Source organism: Lentilactobacillus kefiri (assembly GCF_007989105.1).
In the GTDB taxonomy this organism is placed as follows: domain Bacteria; phylum Bacillota; class Bacilli; order Lactobacillales; family Lactobacillaceae; genus Lentilactobacillus; species Lentilactobacillus kefiri.
The window spans coordinates 1-17,933 of sequence record NZ_BJVK01000038.1 but is presented as its reverse complement, the minus strand read 5'-3'; the positions used below and the strand labels follow the sequence as shown (position 1 = coordinate 17,933).

Annotated in this window: 14 protein-coding genes and 2 pseudogenes; 6 read left to right on the top strand and 10 right to left on the bottom strand. The window is 42.1% G+C overall.

Going from position 1 to position 17,933, the window contains the following annotated elements; all coding sequences use genetic code 11:
* Window positions 1–46 precede the first annotated feature (46 nt).
* From LKE01_RS10060 to LKE01_RS10050, 3 genes are all read right to left on the bottom strand, one after another.
* On the bottom strand, window positions 47–883 hold the full coding sequence (locus LKE01_RS10060) for a hypothetical protein (protein ID WP_056982453.1): 837 nt from the start codon (window positions 881–883) through the stop codon (window positions 47–49).
* 26 nt (window positions 884–909) lie between these two features.
* The gene (locus LKE01_RS10055; RefSeq protein ID WP_056982451.1) at window positions 910–1,833 is read right to left on the bottom strand and encodes a GH25 family lysozyme; all 924 of its coding nucleotides are present in this window, start codon (window positions 1,831–1,833) and stop codon (window positions 910–912) included.
* A 324-nt stretch (window positions 1,834–2,157) separates the two neighbouring features.
* Window positions 2,158–4,695: a M1 family metallopeptidase gene (locus LKE01_RS10050; protein ID WP_056982450.1), complete on the bottom strand. Its 2,538-nt coding sequence runs from the start codon at window positions 4,693–4,695 to the stop codon at window positions 2,158–2,160.
* Window positions 4,696–4,960: 265 nt separating this feature from the next.
* Here LKE01_RS10050 and LKE01_RS10045 point away from each other — a divergent pair.
* The 3 genes and pseudogenes from LKE01_RS10045 to LKE01_RS10030 all read left to right on the top strand — a co-directional run bounded on the left by LKE01_RS10045 (window position 4,961) and on the right by LKE01_RS10030 (window position 7,885).
* Window positions 4,961–5,592: pseudogene (locus LKE01_RS10045) on the top strand (DUF6198 family protein).
* A 259-nt stretch (window positions 5,593–5,851) separates the two neighbouring features.
* On the top strand, window positions 5,852–6,556 hold the full coding sequence (locus LKE01_RS10040; RefSeq protein WP_225364689.1) for an EamA family transporter: 705 nt from the start codon (window positions 5,852–5,854) through the stop codon (window positions 6,554–6,556).
* A 474-nt stretch (window positions 6,557–7,030) separates the two neighbouring features.
* Window positions 7,031–7,885 (top strand): annotated as a pseudogene (locus LKE01_RS10030) (GRP family sugar transporter).
* A gap of 97 nt (window positions 7,886–7,982) precedes the next feature.
* Here the strand turns inward: LKE01_RS10030 and LKE01_RS10025 are convergent.
* Both LKE01_RS10025 and LKE01_RS10020 read right to left on the bottom strand, forming a co-directional pair.
* The gene (locus LKE01_RS10025) at window positions 7,983–8,846 is read right to left on the bottom strand and encodes a YitT family protein (protein ID WP_056982446.1); all 864 of its coding nucleotides are present in this window, start codon (window positions 8,844–8,846) and stop codon (window positions 7,983–7,985) included.
* Window positions 8,847–8,957: 111 nt separating this feature from the next.
* Window positions 8,958–9,359 (bottom strand): type II toxin-antitoxin system CcdA family antitoxin, encoded by a 402-nt coding sequence (locus tag LKE01_RS10020; RefSeq protein WP_054769643.1) that lies wholly within the window; start codon window positions 9,357–9,359, stop codon window positions 8,958–8,960.
* 207 nt (window positions 9,360–9,566) lie between these two features.
* Between LKE01_RS10020 and LKE01_RS10015 the strand changes: the two genes are divergently transcribed.
* Window positions 9,567–10,043, top strand: coding sequence for a TspO/MBR family protein (locus LKE01_RS10015; RefSeq protein WP_056982444.1), 477 nt, complete (start codon window positions 9,567–9,569; stop codon window positions 10,041–10,043).
* An 85-nt stretch (window positions 10,044–10,128) separates the two neighbouring features.
* On the opposite strand, the gene guaA is transcribed toward LKE01_RS10015, so the two are convergent.
* From guaA to helD, 3 genes are all read right to left on the bottom strand, one after another.
* Window positions 10,129–11,682: a glutamine-hydrolyzing GMP synthase gene (guaA, locus tag LKE01_RS10010; protein ID WP_056982442.1), complete on the bottom strand. Its 1,554-nt coding sequence runs from the start codon at window positions 11,680–11,682 to the stop codon at window positions 10,129–10,131.
* 82 nt (window positions 11,683–11,764) lie between these two features.
* Window positions 11,765–12,694: a type I pantothenate kinase gene (gene coaA, locus LKE01_RS10005; protein ID WP_056982440.1), complete on the bottom strand. Its 930-nt coding sequence runs from the start codon at window positions 12,692–12,694 to the stop codon at window positions 11,765–11,767.
* Between the two features lie 120 nt (window positions 12,695–12,814).
* A complete protein-coding gene (gene helD, locus LKE01_RS10000; RefSeq protein ID WP_056982438.1) occupies window positions 12,815–15,109 on the bottom strand; it encodes an RNA polymerase recycling motor HelD in 2,295 nt (764 codons plus the stop codon).
* Window positions 15,110–15,298: 189 nt separating this feature from the next.
* Here helD and LKE01_RS09995 point away from each other — a divergent pair, with 189 nt between their 5' ends.
* Window positions 15,299–15,952, top strand: coding sequence for a histidine phosphatase family protein (locus tag LKE01_RS09995; protein ID WP_056982436.1), 654 nt, complete (start codon window positions 15,299–15,301; stop codon window positions 15,950–15,952).
* 35 nt (window positions 15,953–15,987) lie between these two features.
* On the opposite strand, the gene LKE01_RS09990 is transcribed toward LKE01_RS09995, so the two are convergent.
* Window positions 15,988–16,305, bottom strand: coding sequence for a MazG nucleotide pyrophosphohydrolase domain-containing protein (locus tag LKE01_RS09990; RefSeq protein WP_056982435.1), 318 nt, complete (start codon window positions 16,303–16,305; stop codon window positions 15,988–15,990).
* Window positions 16,306–16,388: 83 nt separating this feature from the next.
* A complete protein-coding gene (locus tag LKE01_RS09985; protein WP_054769644.1) occupies window positions 16,389–16,583 on the bottom strand; it encodes a hypothetical protein in 195 nt (64 codons plus the stop codon).
* 112 nt (window positions 16,584–16,695) lie between these two features.
* On the opposite strand from LKE01_RS09985, the gene LKE01_RS09980 reads away from it, so the two are divergent.
* On the top strand, window positions 16,696–17,889 hold the full coding sequence (locus LKE01_RS09980; protein WP_056982433.1) for a hypothetical protein: 1,194 nt from the start codon (window positions 16,696–16,698) through the stop codon (window positions 17,887–17,889).
* The last annotated feature ends 44 nt before the right edge of the window (window positions 17,890–17,933 follow it).

Sequence of the window (17,933 nt, the reverse complement as noted above, 5' to 3'; positions counted from 1 at the left end):
ACAATAAAAAAAGCCGAAGTTTTCACTTCAGCTCTTTTGAATATCATTATTTCATGCTGGCTGCCATCCGAATAGCAACCGCTGGATCATTTGCTTTTAATCGGTAAACAACGCTGCCGTCTTGCCAAGTAATGACTTGTGATGAACTGCCAACGTTGAATTTCACAACTCCTTGGGTATTTGGAGCAGGAAGTGAATAACTGTTAAACATCGTGACACTTGAAACCGCCAACTTCTTTGGAGTGGTATTGTTAACTGGACTTCCATGAACACTGATTGACCAGTTACCTTCGTTCCAAGTAATGTACTGCTGGCCGGCACCCGACTGCGTATGACCAACAATCGAATGACCGAGGTTTACTTTAGGCAATCCTTTAACTTCTGAGGCTGCCGTGTAATCAAGTTGACCTTGAGCTTGCGAAGCAGAGGAATAAGTCCGCTTTGATAAAACAGCATATGGCGTTTCGCCTTTAATGCTGGCATCATTCAGTGCCAACGGATTGCTTCCGGTACTGTAGTAAACAGTGCTGTTGGAAGAATTTCCGTTATATCGGATATGAACGTTTTGACTTGTCTCACCGAGGCCAGAATTTTGCGGTAACAAAGTATCTGCCAATTTGGCTGATAAATCTTTGGTCAATGATGCAAAATCATATGACTGACTGTCTGCTTGAGAATTATTGGCACCTGATGTAGCAGTTGCACTCTGTTGGCTTGCGGAGCTTTGTTCAGTGGATGAACTTGAGCTGTTTGATGAGCTGCTACTGTTTTGCATATCGGTTTTAGATTCGTTATTCGAACTTTGCTTGTTGGAATTACCGTTACCACAGCCGACGAGGATCAGGCTCAGTAATAGGACGCCACCTAATTTATAGAGTTTCATGATTTACCTCCAAATGTTTGCTCATATTATTGCACATAATTCTTGTTGGCGGTTAAGTATCGACCATCAGCAGTTTCAAAGTAATATGATCCGGTCGACCGTTTTTGAAGGCCGCTTACTGAAACCTTGGTTCCTGGTTGAACAGTTACAACCCGGTGAGATTTCTTGAAGCTTGTCGAATCATATAAATAAATCTTCTTGGTTGTCGTTACGCTGGTAACTGCACTTGTAAAGTACGTTGGAGTTGAAGTATCAGCTGATTGGGCACCACCGATCCACCAAGTAATTGGTTTGCTTGAGTTCAAAATGGTGCTGGCATCAACAGATTCTTTTAAAGCTGGAACGTATTTCTTGTTGGTATACTGCCACAAGTCGGTTTGAATTGTTGGCTTGGATGAGTAGTTTGCGATCCACTGAGCGTCAAAACTCTTTCGAGCGGTGTTGGCGTGAGCAGTTGCAAATGATTGGTAAGAATAGAAAATCAATTTTTTACCGGTTAATGAACGCATTTGGTTGTACCAAGCTTTAACTGCGGAGTTGGTTGATCCGGATGTCACGTCATTTTCTTCGTAATCAAGGACGTAGAATTTAGCGTTCTTATTTGAATGTTGGTAAAAGACGTTGGCTTCATGTTTGGCACTTGCAGCACTGGTAAAGGTTGCGTAATCATACTCACCAAATGGAATGCCGTACTTGGTGTAAAGATTCGTATTGTTTGTTGCGTACTTATCTTGATAGTTGGCACCATACTGGCGACGATTAATGATGAAAGAAACCTGACTCTTCAAATTAGAAACTTTGGATGCAGTCAGCTTGCCCTGCCATTCGGAAATATCAGGAATAACAGTTGTTGCAGCTGATGCCTTTGCACTTCCCAAAAACGAAACTGACAAAATAACTGTCAGAACCGAAAGGATAATAATCCGTACCTTTTTATTTAATAAACTCATTCAAAACCACTCCGCATTTTTTATTTATTTAACCCAATATAGTCGGGTAAACATTTTCGTTAATTCACTTACCCAACATATGACAGAATGACCTTGAGTACAAGCAGTCTGCTTGGGCCGTTTTAATATATTACAGCTTGAAATGGCTTTACCGAGCGACTACCATTACTTCTTTTCAGTAATATTATAAATGTGTAACATTACTCCTAAAACATAGGCTTTACAACCATTAATGAATAAATTGGAATGCTTCGTCGATTAACAATTTTCGATAAAAAAAGCCTCGTTTACTCAACGAGACTTTTTTTCAATCAATCGATATCGTTATTTTACAGCTTTGGCGATAGCTTTGTTAACATCGTCTTTTTCAGCTTGAACTAATTGAACCCGACTATCAATAATACTAATATCCATCTTGATTTCCCGAGTTAATCCAGGAGTTGGGATCTTCGGTTCGAAGAAGGCTTTGAATTCATCCAAACGTTTGCCTGTATGGAAGATTCCAGCCGTAACCGTAATATAAGTAGCAAATTCCATATCACCGCCGACCGTATCTTCAAGCCACTGCCAGTCATTGCGAATCCAATCCCAGGCAGCCTGTTGACCATCATCATTGGCCAACACGCCACGGTACCAGGCACGAAGGTCTTGGGGCTTGATTGTATTGGCATCTTCAAACTTACCAATCAACTTGGCAATCAGCTTTGGATCCGTGGTAACGGTAAGGGCTGCACGAATATCCTGCTTGTAGCTGGCATCAGAAGTTTGTCGGTAATCTTCCAAAAGATTATCAAATAATTCTTCACTGCCAAAGTTCTTGACTTCATTTCGAAGAACAAAAACCCGAATATCAGCTGAAAGGCTTCCCAGTTGTTGCTCATTTTCTTTAAATAAGGAGTGAGCAGAAGCCATCGCATCGGCATTTTCAGCATACAACGCCGCACTTAAAATGTATGGGCGGGTTAACTGATCGTCGTTTGACTCCCCGTCTTTAGGCGCAAATCCCAATCGAGCGAGCTGACCGGCACTTAATTTATTGAAGAACTGTTTGAGTGTCTTTTCTTCAGCCGACTTAGGGGCAACAAACTTTTTCAAGTTGTTGGCAACCCGATAAAGGGCAGCATTGACAATGTTGGAATGGCTGTCTGCAAATTGTGGCAGTAATGGTGCCAGGTAGGCATAAGAAGTCTTGCGGCCGTCTGCCAACAATCTGAGATCCTGAATAATTTGAAGTTGAGAAATATCGTCCAATTGATCAACATTCTCCAAAATATCTTTCATTAAATCAACGTCGTATTGAATAATAAAGTGCGAGTTGTTGCCGACATTTAGCAAGAATGGTTCTCCGTGTGAAGCACGAAGCTGGTCATAATGATCAATGGTAATTGATTTGTCGGTCATCAGAGTTGGAACTTCATCGTAGTTACTATTCAACGGAATTGACCATTTACGGTCGGCATCCTTACCCTGGCCAATGAAGAATTGATTCTGGGTTAAGGTAAGTTTGCCATCCGTCAACTTGGCAGTGATAACTGGATAACCGGGTTGGTCAAGCCAAGTCTTCATGATTGCACCAACATCCATCCCGGATGCATCACCCAAGGCTGACCAGAGATCATCACCGGTGGCATTATGGAATTTATGAGCGGCAAAGTAATTCTTGAGACCTTTTCTTAAAGCATCGTCACCAACAAGTGCCCGTGCCATGAACAGCATTCTGGCACCTTTGGCATAAACAATTGCTGGATCAAATAATGAATCAATTTCGGCCGGATTTTCAACATTCACGTGGACGGACTGAACACCGTCAGTGGCATCCCGTTGAAGTGCTGATGGCACATCAGAGGTCTGGAAGACTTCCCAAATATGCCAATCAGGTTCGATGGCATCAATCGCAACGTACTCCATCATGTTGGCAAAACTTTCGTTTAACCACAGATCATCCCACCACTTCATCGTGACGAGATCACCAAACCATTGATGGGCAAGCTCATGGGCAATCACAGTTGCAACCAATTGTTTCATTTCAAATGACGTATTCTTTGGGTCTAACAATAGGTAAGCTTCACGGTAGGTAACCAGACCCCAGTTTTCCATAGCGCCTGCAGAGAAGTCAGGAAGGGCCAACTGCCATGAATGTGGCAGTGGGTATGGTGTCTGATAGAAGTCCTCGTAAAATTCGATTGAGCGTTTGGCAATGTCCAAGGCAAAGTCGAGTTCGTCGGCCTTGTGGGCTTTGGTTGCGAATACGCCAACTTTGACCCCGCTCTTGGTTGTTGTCTGTTTGCTTTGAAGCTCGCCGAAGCCAAAGGCAATCAGGTATGTGGACATTCTCAAGGTTGTATCGAAGTAATGAACGCCATTTTCAGTCTTAATTTCAGGCATGTTACTGATAATGGTTTCGCCGTCGTGCTCGTCAAATTTGATTGCCAGGTCAAAAGTAGCCTTGGCTTCAGGTTCATCAACACATGGGAAGGCTTGGCGGGCCGCAGTGGTTTCAAATTGCGTCCCAATAATCTGCTTCTTAACCCCATCAACTTCATAATATGAAGGATAAATGCCCATCATGGTATCAGTTAATTTGGCATTGAACTTAATTGCCAAAGTAACCTCACCGGTCTTAGGCAGATCGATACTAATTGCTTCATTATCATCGTCGGTCGTAAATGAAACATCTGATCCGTCAGCAGTCACCGATTCAATATTCAAAAATTTTTGATGAATGGAGATTGACTGCGTTTTAGCCTCACCGGTAATGGTAGAGGTTCCGGAAAATTGTTTGCTTTCCCGATTAATATCCAAATAAATACTGTAATGACTTGGTTGAAATTTATCATAAAAATGCGTGATTTGTTCTGCCATGAGTTGCCTCCTTGAGAATTTGATTAATTATATTATACGACTATGAGAAAGATCGTGGGTAAAATATCCGTCCATTTGCCTGTATCTTGATTGGCATATTGATAGTCTGTATACTTTAAATTGATGAGAATTATTGATACGAAGGCAGCTTGTTTGTGTACTATGTCAGCCAATCAGATGCTGACATTTTATTTTTAAGCAAGTAAATGTTGCCGCTGGGGGGATTATCATTCAAAATACACAAGCTCAGCGTTGGACCGGCTTGATCTCCGGCCTTCTTTTGAACGCTTTTGGAAACGCATTGACAATTTCAGCCAACATGGGAGTGCTGTCTGGACCGCCTCGGCTGTTAATTATAGTCACTGGCTTGGAGTAAATGTCGGCATTATTTTATTTATCATCGGCTTCCTAAATACCGTCACCAATCAATTCTTAATCCGTTATTGGGACTGGCCGCGGTTTGTCGGCGAGATTTGTTACGTTTGCTTCTTCAGCTATTTTGTTAATATCTTTGCCAACTTCTTTACCGCGGTGGGAATTGGCGGGCTGCCAATTGTTGTCAGAGCCATCTTGTCATGCTTGGGAATTGTCTTCTTCTGTACAGCAATTTCACTGTATCAGCGGGCAAACATTCTGATGCATCCAAATGACGATACCACAAATATCCTCCGGTTTATGTACCTGAAGAAAAGTGCGGTGGCTGCACAATTAGTCGACTTTGTGCCACCCATCGTCGCAATGGCCATTTCATTTGCGGTCACTAAGAATTTATACGCAGTCAATATCGGAACCATTTTCTCAATTCTTTGTAACGGCTTGATCATTCAAACCGCTGACCGGTTGGTTTGGCCAACTTTGAAACACAATTTCAAAACCCTTAACAACACCAAAAATTAACCTGGTGAACCATGAATTTGAAATGTTCATGGTTTATTTAGTTGGGAGACGATTTCTTGAAACATTATGCACCGTTATTTGTTGCGCTTGGTGCTATCAGCTATGGGATCCCCGGCTCACTTTTTAAAATGGCCCGTGCCGATCACGTAACTGATGGACTGCTCTTAACAATGACATTTTCGATTGCATTTATCATTTTCACCTTGGGACGCTTCTGCTTAAGCCCACAGTTTCGTAACGTTCCAGACAAAAAGCTGAAATGGCTGGTAATCGCCTCGGCACTTCGATGGGCTTTACCAACACATTTTATTTGTTGTCTTTATCGTACGTTCCGGTTGCCATCGCCGCGGTCATGATGATGCAGTCGGTTTGGCTGTCAATTGCCCTTTCCTGTTTGCTTCACCGTAAGCTTCCCACCATTACCCAAACGATCAGTGTCATCACCATCTTGCTCGGCACCGTATTGGCAACCGGGCTCTTTCCCCTTCAGCAAAATGTTTCATGGAAAGGAATGGGGCTCAGCTTCTTATCTGCGCTGGCATATGCCTTAACCATTCAATTCACCGGAAACATTGGGGAAAATCTGCATCCCCTCACCAAAGCTCAACTCATGAGTGGCGGTGCCCTAATTGTCATCCTGGTCATATGGGTTCCGACCATTCTCCCGACCAATCATCTGATGACCGGCCTTCAATGGGGTGGCATTACGGCATTTTTCGCCATGCTGCTGCCCCTCACCTGCTTTTCATTCTTCATGCCCCATCTATCGTTGGGAATTGGACCGATTATTTCGTCTTTGGAATTGCCGTCCTCAGTTGTGTTTGCATTTATTCTGTTAAGCGAATCGGTTACGGTCGCCCAAATCATTGGGGTTTGCCTCATCATTCTGGCAGTTGTCGTCACGAATATTTTGCCGCTAAGGATGCGCGGTCAATACGAACAAATGCATCGCAGCCACAAGTGAAATTAAAAGAAATCTTCTATTGCATCTTGGCAAAGATGTGATAAATTAAATGTAGAAATCAACTCGGTTAATATGAAAGGGATGACCGCCATGATCACGGGACTAATCTTACTCATCATTTTTGCATCACTGGTTTTCAAAATCAGTTGGCTATTTATCAAAATGTCAGCTTGGCTGGTTTTCCTTTTACTAGGAATTCTAATTTTCTCCAAGCTCCTGATCGTTGGCCTGATAGCTGCAGCAATTTATGGCGTTTATATGTTGTATCAGCAAGCTCAGGTGGCAAATTATAATAATCGACATTAAGAGTGTGAAAGTTATTTACAAAAGAGAGACCAAAATGATGGTTTCTCTTATTTTTTATGTTTTTTTAAACAATGTAACCGTTTGTATAGAAAATTTATTTCATAAGGGGTATTATAAGTAGGATCACAAATAACATAATTGCTTTACCTAAAAAGGAGAATATTGATTATGAATTTAATTATTGCATTGCTTCCTGCTCTTGGTTGGGGCTTAATGCCCCTCATTACTGGAAAAGTTGGGGGATCACCGTCTAACCAAATTTTTGGAATTGGTGCCGGAACAACGATTATTGGCTGAATTGTCTTTTTGATTAACCGCCCCGTTGTGAACTGGACCGCGTTTGTATTTGCGATGGTCTGTGGCGCTTTATGGACAATCGGTCAAATTGGCCAATTTATTTCATTCAAACGAATCGGTGTTTCAAACACCTACCCACTATCAACCGTCTTTCAATTGGTTGGTAACTCAATTCTGGGTGTTCTGATATTTGGCGATTGGCAGGGGACCAATTCAAAGATTATCGGGATTATTGCCCTGATTATTGTAATCGGTGGTGCCTTAATGACTTCCGTCAGTGACGAGAAGTCAGGTAAGATCACTTTGAAAGACGCTCTGTTCCTGCTTGCAACGACTGTTGGTTACTAGATCTATTCATCATTTCCAAACATTCCAATTATTAAAGCCCAAAGCGGAACATCCATCTTTTTGCCAGAAATGATGGGAATCCTGATTGGTGCCGTTATCTACGGCCTGTTCACTGATCGCCAATCATTCAAACAGCGTGAACAATACTTGAATATTACCGCCGGCTTGCTCTGGGGGATTGCAGCTCTTTCTTACATTTACTCAGCTCAGGCAAACGGAAATACCTCTGCATTTATCTGGACACAGTTGAGTGTCATTATTGCCACATTTGGCGGAATCCTGATCCTACATGAAAAGAAGAGTCACCGCGAGATGCTATATACGATCGCCGGAATTGTCTTAATCGTGGTTGGTAGTGTCGCTACTTCATTTGCTTAATATTTTTTGAAATTATAAATAAAAAACAGGCAGGTAAAATCAGTCATTGATTTTACCTGCCTGTTTGTGCGTATTAAAAGGTTCATCACGATCCCAGTTAAAGAATCCTTCGCATATCCAAACCACGGGCACTGCGAATGTTTTCAACCACAATCAATGCATTCTTATCCTCTTTTTCAATAATCGGGACCAACTTGGTCACTCGTCGTGGACTTGCGATCATGTACAGCATGTGCTGATCGGCATCACTATAATATCCGGTTCCGTTAAAAATGGTCATTTCCTGATTCAGTTCGTTTGAAATTGTCACCGCAATCTGCCGATACTTCGGTGAAACTACCAATACCGCTTTCTTTGCGCCGATATTTGCCAAGAACTGGTTGGTGAAGATTGAATAAACGTACAGATAAATGACTGTCAAAACCGTGTTGGTAAAACCAATCAGCATAATAAACGGGAATACAATAAACAAATCGAAAATCAAGCTCCCGGTACCAACTGAGATGCCAAAGAAATAATTCAAAATTTTCCCGATGATGGTATCTCCGGCAATTGTCCCATTGTATCGAAAAATCAATCCAATCGAAATTCCTGTCAACGCACCTGCGAGAAGTGTCGGAACGATCACCTGTGTCGTATGGTAATGATAGAAGACCGGTATTTTTAGGAAAACCGTCATCCAGGCAATTGCCCAAATTGTCAGGTAAGTCGTCTTCTTTTCGAACAGCTTATAACCAATGGCAATCAGTACAACGTTAATAAGTAAGTTGGAGAGATAGGATGGAACGCCAAAGGCATAGTATAGCAATGCAGTAATTCCCATTGCACCGCCTTCACCAAGATGGGATGGCAAAAGCAGGTATTGGTACGTCATTGAATAAATGAATGCCCCTACAGCCACCCCGATTAACTCAGTCGCTTTGATGTTAAGTTGCTGCCAATATTTTGAAATTAAATTCATTCTGCACCTCACTCATTATGTATGAGTTATATTCTAACATCAAAATCCGCTTGTTTGTATGGGCTTCTAAATTGAATCAAAATATATTGACGCTTTCGTGGCTCAGATTTCTTATAACTCACCCAACTTCTTCCGTAAAGCTTCGGTTAAGACGGCACTGAAATTGATTCCAGCTTCCCTGGCCTTTCTATCCAAATCAGCTGGAATCGTGGTGTTCTTTCGAACCGTCAAGTTTTTAATTTGCCGTTTGGCTTCATCCAGATCCACAGAAATCTCAACAACATACTGATCATCAATTAATTCAATGTCGGAAACTGGGGTAATGTGCGGCAGAATCCCCTGCTTAATCAAGACCTTTCCAAGTTCCGTGCTGGCAGTTTTTGCCGCACAATCAACGTCCTCTCCCACAACGGCGATAGCTTTAACATCCGGAAAAGTCACCTTAACGTTCCCATTTTGCCGATCAGGATCAAAGACGGCCGGATATCTGACAATATTTTTACATTTTTTCATGGTTTACAACTCTCCTACAATCAATTTCTCTTCTTAATAGTTACATACGAAGGATTTCTGATCCGTCTTTAAAAAAGTCAAAATTCAGTCGCCAAATCACCGCCCCGTTGATTTAGCGTTAGTATAGAGTTGCAAGCAGGATTACCATCATGTAATCAGTTTGCTAACACTTTAGATGTATTTTTTGATAACAAGGGAGATTTTATCGTGTCTATCAAATCAACAATTAATTGGTTCGAAGTGGCCTTTTGGATCGTCTTGGTGGAAATCATCGGCATGGGATCCGCACTTTTGTCAGGTAATATTCGGGCAATGTACAATTCACTCACATTACCGCCGTTTTCACCATCCGGGGTCGTATTCGGAATTGTTTGGCCAATCCTTTATCTACTCATTGGAATCGCCGGCTACATCATTTGGAACGATCGCCAAAACAACCAGATAAACGTTTATTTATTTTTGGGTCAGCTATTATTAAACTTCATTTGGACGATTGTCTTCTTTACAGGTGACATGTTCACAATTGGCTTTATTCTGATTGCGGTCATGGATATTATCGTTGCCGACTTAATCCGACGGATGATGCCGCTGAGTCAAATTGCCGGCTGGGTATTGGTTCCTTACCTGGCATGGTTGTTATTTGCAACATATCTGGCAGCTGGAGTTGCCATGTTAAATCAGTAACCAAAAGAAAAGGAGCAGCAATTTGGAAATTCCAAATTGCTGTTCCTTATTAATAACATTTTGAAATATGAGATAAGCTAAAAGCTTATTCCCATTCGATAGTTGCAGGTGGCTTGCTCGTAATGTCATACACTACTCGGTTGATTCCATCAACTTCGTTTACGATCCGAGTGGAAATATTCTGAAGAACATCCCAAGGGATTCGGGCAAAGTCAGCCGTCATACCATCAACGGAGTTAACACCACGAATGGCGATCGTGTAATCATAAGTTCGGCCATCGCCCATTACACCAACACTTCTAAATCCTGGTAGGACAGTGAAGTATTGCCAAATGTCGCGGTCCAAGCCGGCCTTTTTGATTTCATCTCGAAGAACCCAGTCACTGTCACGAACAATTCGCAACTTTTCTGGAGTAACTTCACCAAGAACTCGAATACCAAGTCCTGGTCCTGGGAATGGCTGACGCCAAACAAGGTTATCAGGCATTCCCAACTTTTCACCAATTGCCCGAGCTTCATCTTTGAACAAGGTGTTCAAAGGCTCGATTAATTTAAACTTCATGTCTTTTGGCAATCCACCAACGTTATGGTGAGACTTGATTGTTTGAGCGGTATCAGTCCCACTTTCAACAACATCGGTATACAGGGTTCCCTGGGCAAGAAAGTCAATTCCATGAAGCTTCTTTGCTTCATCGTTGAACACTTGAATAAACTCGTTACCAATGATCTTCCGCTTCTTTTCAGGATCGGAAACGCCTTTCAGCTTGGTTAAGAAACGGTCTTGAGCATCAACTTTGATGATGTTCAAGCCAAACTTGCCAACCAGACTATCCATGACTTCATCGGCTTCGTTCTTACGCAACAAACCGTGGTCAACAAAGATACTTGTCAGCTGTTTACCAATTGCTTTATGCAAAAGGACACCAACAACACTGGAGTCGACACCACCGGAAAGTCCCAAGAGGACCTTCTTGTCGCCAACTTCTTTTCTGATATGTTCAATCTGCAAGTCAATGAAGTCATCCATTGACCAGTTTGCTTCTGCGTGGCAGACATTGAAAGCAAAATTCTTCAAAATTTCGTTACCATACTTAGTATTTCGAACTTCAGCATGGAATTGGATTCCGTAGAAATTACGGTCAGTATCCTGCATAGCAGAGATCGGACAGTTACGGCTGGTTGCCACAGAAGTAAATCCGGCTGGTACTTCATTAACCAGATCCCCGTGACTCATCCATACCGGCTGCTCTCTTGGCAAACCTTTAAACAAAACGGCATCGTCTGAAGTGATTTGAATATCTGCATGACCGTATTCCGAGTCATCAGCCTTCTCCACTTCCCCATTAAGGGTATATGCCATAATCTGCATTCCATAACAAATTCCAAGAATTGGAATTCCCAGCTTAAAGATGTCTGGATCAACCTTCAAAGCGCCATCTTCGTACACACTATTTGGACCACCAGAGAAAATAATTCCTTTGGGGTTCATGTCTTTGATCTGTTTTGCGGACAATGCGTGTGATTTAAGTTCTGAATATACGCCTAAATCACGGATTCGCCTTGTAATCAGTTGGTTATACTGACTACCGAAATCCAGCACTAAAATCTTATCGAAGCTTGATAAGTCAACGTTTGCCAAATCATACACCCTTTCAAAGTTCTTACATAAATAATAAACGATTCACCTATGTTTGGTCAACATTATTCTGAAAATCCGTACATTAATATTTTCTCAGGTACAATCGATCGATCAAATGATTGTCCGTCTTATGCATTATCATATCAGCTCGGGAACGAGTTGGCAGGATATTTGCTCGAAGGTTGGGAAGATCAATTGTATCCCAAACCTTGCGGGCTATGGCAAAAGCTTCTTCCCGATCGCCTTGGGCGTAATCATAATAATAATTATCGGGATCCTGAAAGGCGGTGTCCATCAATCGGCCAAACCGTTCCAGGTACCACTTCTCAATTAATTGGGTATCGGCATCCATATAAATTGAAAAGTCAGTAAAATCACTAACATAAATCTGTTCGTTGCTTGGAAGCTGCAACGTGTTGATCCCTTCAACAATCAAAACATCCGGCCGATCGACCAAATCAAATCGATTTGGAATAATATCATAGCTCTGATGCGAATAGACCGGTGATTTTGTGACCGGAACACCCGACTTAACCTCATTTAAAAAGGCAATCAGTTTCCGCATATCATAACTTTCGGGAAATCCTTTCTTGTCATAGATTCCCCGCTTTTTTAATTCCGCATTGGAATATAAAAATCCATCGGTCGTAATCAGCTTGATTGACTCACCCGTGAAGTAATTGGAAAGTAATTCTTCCAACACACGGGCAGTCGTTGATTTACCAACAGCCACACTACCGGAAATCCCGATAATAAATGGCACCGTTCGAACCCGCTTCCGTAAGAATCGGGCCTTGGTGGTCTGCCACTTATCAAAATTGTTTTTTTGCAGACGAATCATATGCACCAATGGCTTGTAAATGTCCGCCACATCCTGTAATGAAATTTGATCATTAAAGGCTTTAATATGCCCCAATTCGTTGGAAGTCAGGGGTAAATCAATTTCATTGTCATTATTAAAATGTTTCCACTCATCTTTAGTGAATGAATAATAGTTTATTAAATCATCCATGCTTTTTCTCCGATTAACTTTACTTAACCCAACCAGTATAACATTTAGAATAAAATCCGTGTTAAAGCGGATTCACAATTTGATTACAAAAAGATCGGACCATTACGATCCGATCATTTATTAGTTAAGTAAATATTCGTCCTTGGGTACCGTATCAAAAATTGGTGACAAGTTCTTGATCGCAACCACGGTCAATCGATGCATTGCCCGGGTACAAATCGTGTACACAAGCTGACGGTCGCTTTCATCAGGATAACAATCTTTCGAAGCATCCCACATAATGACGCTGTCAAATTCCAATCCTTTGGCGAGATAAGATGGTACCACGATGACACCTTTTACCAAACGTTGGTTTTCGGTGCGGATCAAAGTGGATTTAACGCCCACTTCGGATAATTTACCGCTTAATTCTTTACATTCCTTGAGGGTTTTGCCAATGATCGCAGTGGTCTCGTGGTCAGCCAAATTGAGATCAGACTGCTTTTTAACTTGTTCAACAGCTTCATCCATCCCATTATTCACGTAAATATGGGGCAAATCGCCCTGACGGTTAAACGGAATGATGTTTTCACCATTGGTAAGCAGATTCTTGGTAAAGTTGGTAATCTGTTCGGTTGAACGATAAGACTTGGTTAACTGAACAACCCGGGTCTTATCTTCAGGGAACATGCTGCCCAACTCGCCCAACAGCTTGCGGCTGTTTTCATGAGTAAAGATTGCTTGGTTTAAATCGCCCAGCAATGTAAATCGAGCTCGTGGGAAGCTGAACTTCAGAAAAGCCAGTTGGAAAGCCGAGTAATCTTGAACTTCATCAATAAAGAGATAGCGGATGTCTTTGTCACCACGTTTACCGGTCATTAAATCATACAGGTAAATGTATGACGAAGCATCTGCCAATGATAGACGCCCCTTCTTCAAACGGCCAATGGTTGCCTTAATCTCTTCCGACCAGGCCTCGTCGGTGATATCAAATTTGCTCAACTTGATAATCTTTGGAATGGCCCGCAACATGTGAATGAATTGATTATTGATACTCAACCAGTGGTTCCGTTGAATCTGACGCTGAACTTTTCTAAATGATTTAATCACAATTCGACGGGCAAGGAACTTGAATTCTTTATCCGAATTCAGGATCTCTTCTTCGCCCTCTTTGTGGAATTGCTGAATTTCTTCCCGTGATAAGTTTTGAACGGCTTCTTCAACCCATTTTTTCTTCATTTCGACATGAATCTTGCGATTGAGGATTTTCATCAATTCCTCTTTCGTATAATCCAGTCGGTTACGCAGGTTGTAATTTTCATTAAAGCCGTAATAGATTTCTTCAATTTTTTCTTTTGGAATCAGTACTTGGCCATTGAACATCAGATTTCCAAAGCGCATGTCTTCTTTATTCAAATGGTTGGCGTATGCACTGACCGCCTTGAAGTAATCCAGGCTCCCCTTGATATCGTTGAGCTTTTGAGCCTGTTTATCCAACTGTTCAGTGAAGCGTTCTGACAAAGTTTCCACTTGAACACTTGGCAGTCTGTGAGAGCTGTACTGATAAAAAGTCATCTGGACCATGTTTTGTTCACCCAATTCAGGAAGAACCTGATTGATGTAGTCATTGAACAACTGGTTGGGCGAGAACAAAATAATCTGGCCTGAATGCAGGTTGCCACGATATTGATACAACAGGAAAGCAACCCGTTGAAGGACCGCAGCCGTTTTTCCGGAACCGGCTGATCCTTGGACAAACAGCAGTTCAGAACTGGTATCCCGGATAATCTGGTTCTGTTCCTTTTGAATGGTCGTGACGATACTCTTCATCTTGGTATCGGAGCGATTGCTTAAGGCATCCAACAGCATTTGATCACCAACAACTTCTTCGGTGTCAAACACGGTCTTAATTTTTGAATTTTCAATTTGGAATTGACGCTTTAACTTCACATCAACGGTTTGTTCACCATCCGGGGTCATATAACTGACGTCGCCGATGCCACCGTTATAGTAAATACTTGAGATTGGTGCCCGCCAGTCATAAATCAGGTAGTGGTCAGGCTGGTCGGTAAACGAAGCCATCCCAATATAGATGGTTTCATCACGTTTTTCGTCACCTTCACGGAAGTCAATCCGCGCGAAATAAGGGTTCTTCTCAAGCTTGTTGAGAGTCCCAAGTTCCCGGGCGGCGTGTTCCTGGCGATTTTCACGTTCAGAAAGCATCTGCTGTTGCTGCCGAATCGACATGGCAGTTTCCATCATTCCGCTATAGGTCTCAGTTTTGAGACGGACATCGTTACTGAAGTTACGATTAATATCTTTTACATCACGTTTAGTTGCCTTGATCTTTTGTTCAAGGTCTTTTTGTGAAATATGAATCTCTTTAATAACGTGGTCCAAGTGATGTTGTTCTTGTGCTTTGATATTATCAGCCATTATTTACCCCCTATAACTTGACTTAACAGTTTAGCATAAAACCGTTATCAATTCAAAAAACATTATCTTTTGGCTTCCAAGGTTACTCACCCATCGCTTGAATTTGTGATTGGTATACCTGAATGTTATCTGATATAGTATGATATAATTTAGTTGTTTTAAATACCTGTATACTTAGGAGGAACACTTATGACGATTTCACTTTATTTTGTTCGACACGGCCAGACATTTCTTAACAAATACCATCGGATTCAAGGTGTCATTGACTCCCCATTAACTGACAAGGGAATCGAAGACGCAATTGATGCAGGCAAGCGCCTAAAGACAATTCCATTTGATGCCGCATACAGCAGTGATACCTCCCGAGCAATGAAAACCGGTGCATTAATTTTAAAAGAAAATCCATCTAAAATAAAGCAGCCGATTCCAGTAGCCGCTTTTCGTGAATTGAACTTTGGTTACTATGAAGGTGAAGATGACGTGAAAACCTGGCATACGATTGCCGGCCCCATGGGCATTGATTCTTTTCATGGCCTGATTGCCAAATTTGGTATCAGTAAGGCCGAGGACATCATTGCCGCTGCGGATCCGTACAAGGATGCCGAAAGTGGCGAAACGTTCTGGAAACGGCTTAAACCAGCAATTGACGATGTGGTTGCCAAAGCCAATGATGGCGACAAAATTCTGTTGGCTACTCATGGAACGCTGATTCGAAACGTGGTTGCCAAGTGGAGTGATATTCCGGTCGACGTTTCCACTAAGAACGGCAGCGTGACCAAGGTTAATTGGGATGGCAGTCATTATTCGGTTGAATATTTTAACAATGTCAGTGAAGATTTATAACCAAAAAGTCGTGAGCAGGAATCTCTGCCCACGGCTTATTTTTCATTAAATCGCTTTTTCAATTTCTTTTCACTGAATGCCATCAAACTATCAGGATCGACATCGTACTTATCACATAGAATCAGAACCTGATCCATTACATCGGCTAACTCCTCGTGAAGATTATATTCACGCTCAGCGGCTGTTTCATGTTCCCCGGGGTGATCGCGACCAATTTCAATTGCCCGGATTGCCCGTGACAGTTCACCCACTTCTTCAGTTAAAAAGTTCAGCCGGATGAAGGAAGAGTATTGATACCAATCCCGTCTTTTATAAAAATCAACCAGCCATTCTTGATGCTGCTTTAAATTCATTCTGTCCACTCCAATTTGGATTAAATATCCCTTCAAAACATTAAAAAGTATATACCCCATGTTGAACTGGATTCAAGAAAGAATTAATGCTTCCGTTTCCAACCAGTCCAGATAATGGCGGAACAAATGACACTTGGAATGAGAAATCCTGCAACAAATACATTGCTAAAATTGCCGGAACTCAGCACGGCCCATACAACGAGGCTGACAAGGTACATAAGCTCAAGAGTTCCCCATGCGGCCACGTAAGGATGTTGTTTGAATAATTTGTCCAGCACGCGATCACCTCCACACCTAATTTATTTGATTATATCTGACAAATTTGAAGAAAATGTGAACGCGTGATACTGCCAAGCTCTGGTATAATGAAGGCGACAGGGGGTTCACAACATGAAGAAAATTCTACCTTTAATCGGTATCAGTCTGACAGGAGTTCTCTTACTGGCGGGCTGTGGCCATAAGCAGGCTGACAAAGAGGATGCCTCGACTGCACCCAGCAGCTCAACTAAATTAAACAATCTATTATCACCCGCCAAGGCCAAAGTGCCTGACGATTCGCAAAGTTCCAATGGTGATCAGCTATATTCCCAATTTTATAAAAAAGGCGGCCAATGGTACTGGAAATTAACCTCGCAAGATGACGGCACCATTGATAACAGCCAAATTAAATCATTGAAATCAACCGGCCAAAATGATGTTTATAACTTTTCAATGGTCAGCAACAAGAACAAATCATACAATATGAAGTTCAATTGGATTAACGGCGGCCATCAGGCTTACACCGTGAATGCCGCCTATCACAACGTCAATAATAACTTTGTGCTTGCGGACGCAAAGGTTTCCGGCCAGTGGCAAACTGGTGCACCTCAAGCGGTTCAAGGAACTTGGGCAACCGACTTTACAAATAATTCCGGTAATGATGCTCAGAAGTTGCCATTTACCAAGCAATTTCTAAACATTACATCGACTGCTACCAGCAGTTTCGTTAATGAATACGACACCAATCACCGGCTTTACAACTCTGAGACGGCCAATAAGACAACCAACGTTTCATACAAACAAGATGGTGACAACTACGTCTTGAAATCATATGACAGCAATGAAACGCCAGTTGTTTACAGCATTTCAGTCATGGGCAACAATGAAATCAAAGTCGACGGCTTAACTTCATCGTCTTTGACAATGTCACAATCGGCTACCAGCCCAACAACGTCAGCATCAGAATCGTCAGCCGTAACTTCTCAATCTGGTTCCGCTGCAGTTAGTGGATCAACGGCAAATACGACTACCAGTCATTTAACCGATCAACAGGTTGTTAATTGGATTTGGCCTTATGTAAAAGCCAAGTATCCAAACATGAACGTTGAATCCACCGATTTCACTTACATGCCACAAATGAAGAATGGGCAGATGTACGTGAACGTATTGGAGAACCATAATGCAGCAGCCTTCAAGAAGAGCGGCGTCGATTCCGGAACCAATCCACAAGTTGCCAGCTTCAGGGTTACTTCGAGCGGCGCCTTGGAACAAATGGATGCAACAACCGGCGACTGGTCGGTTGTCTCAAGCGGCTACAATGGATAACGATTTATCAATAAACTCTTAATAAATAGAAACTAAAAAAACGG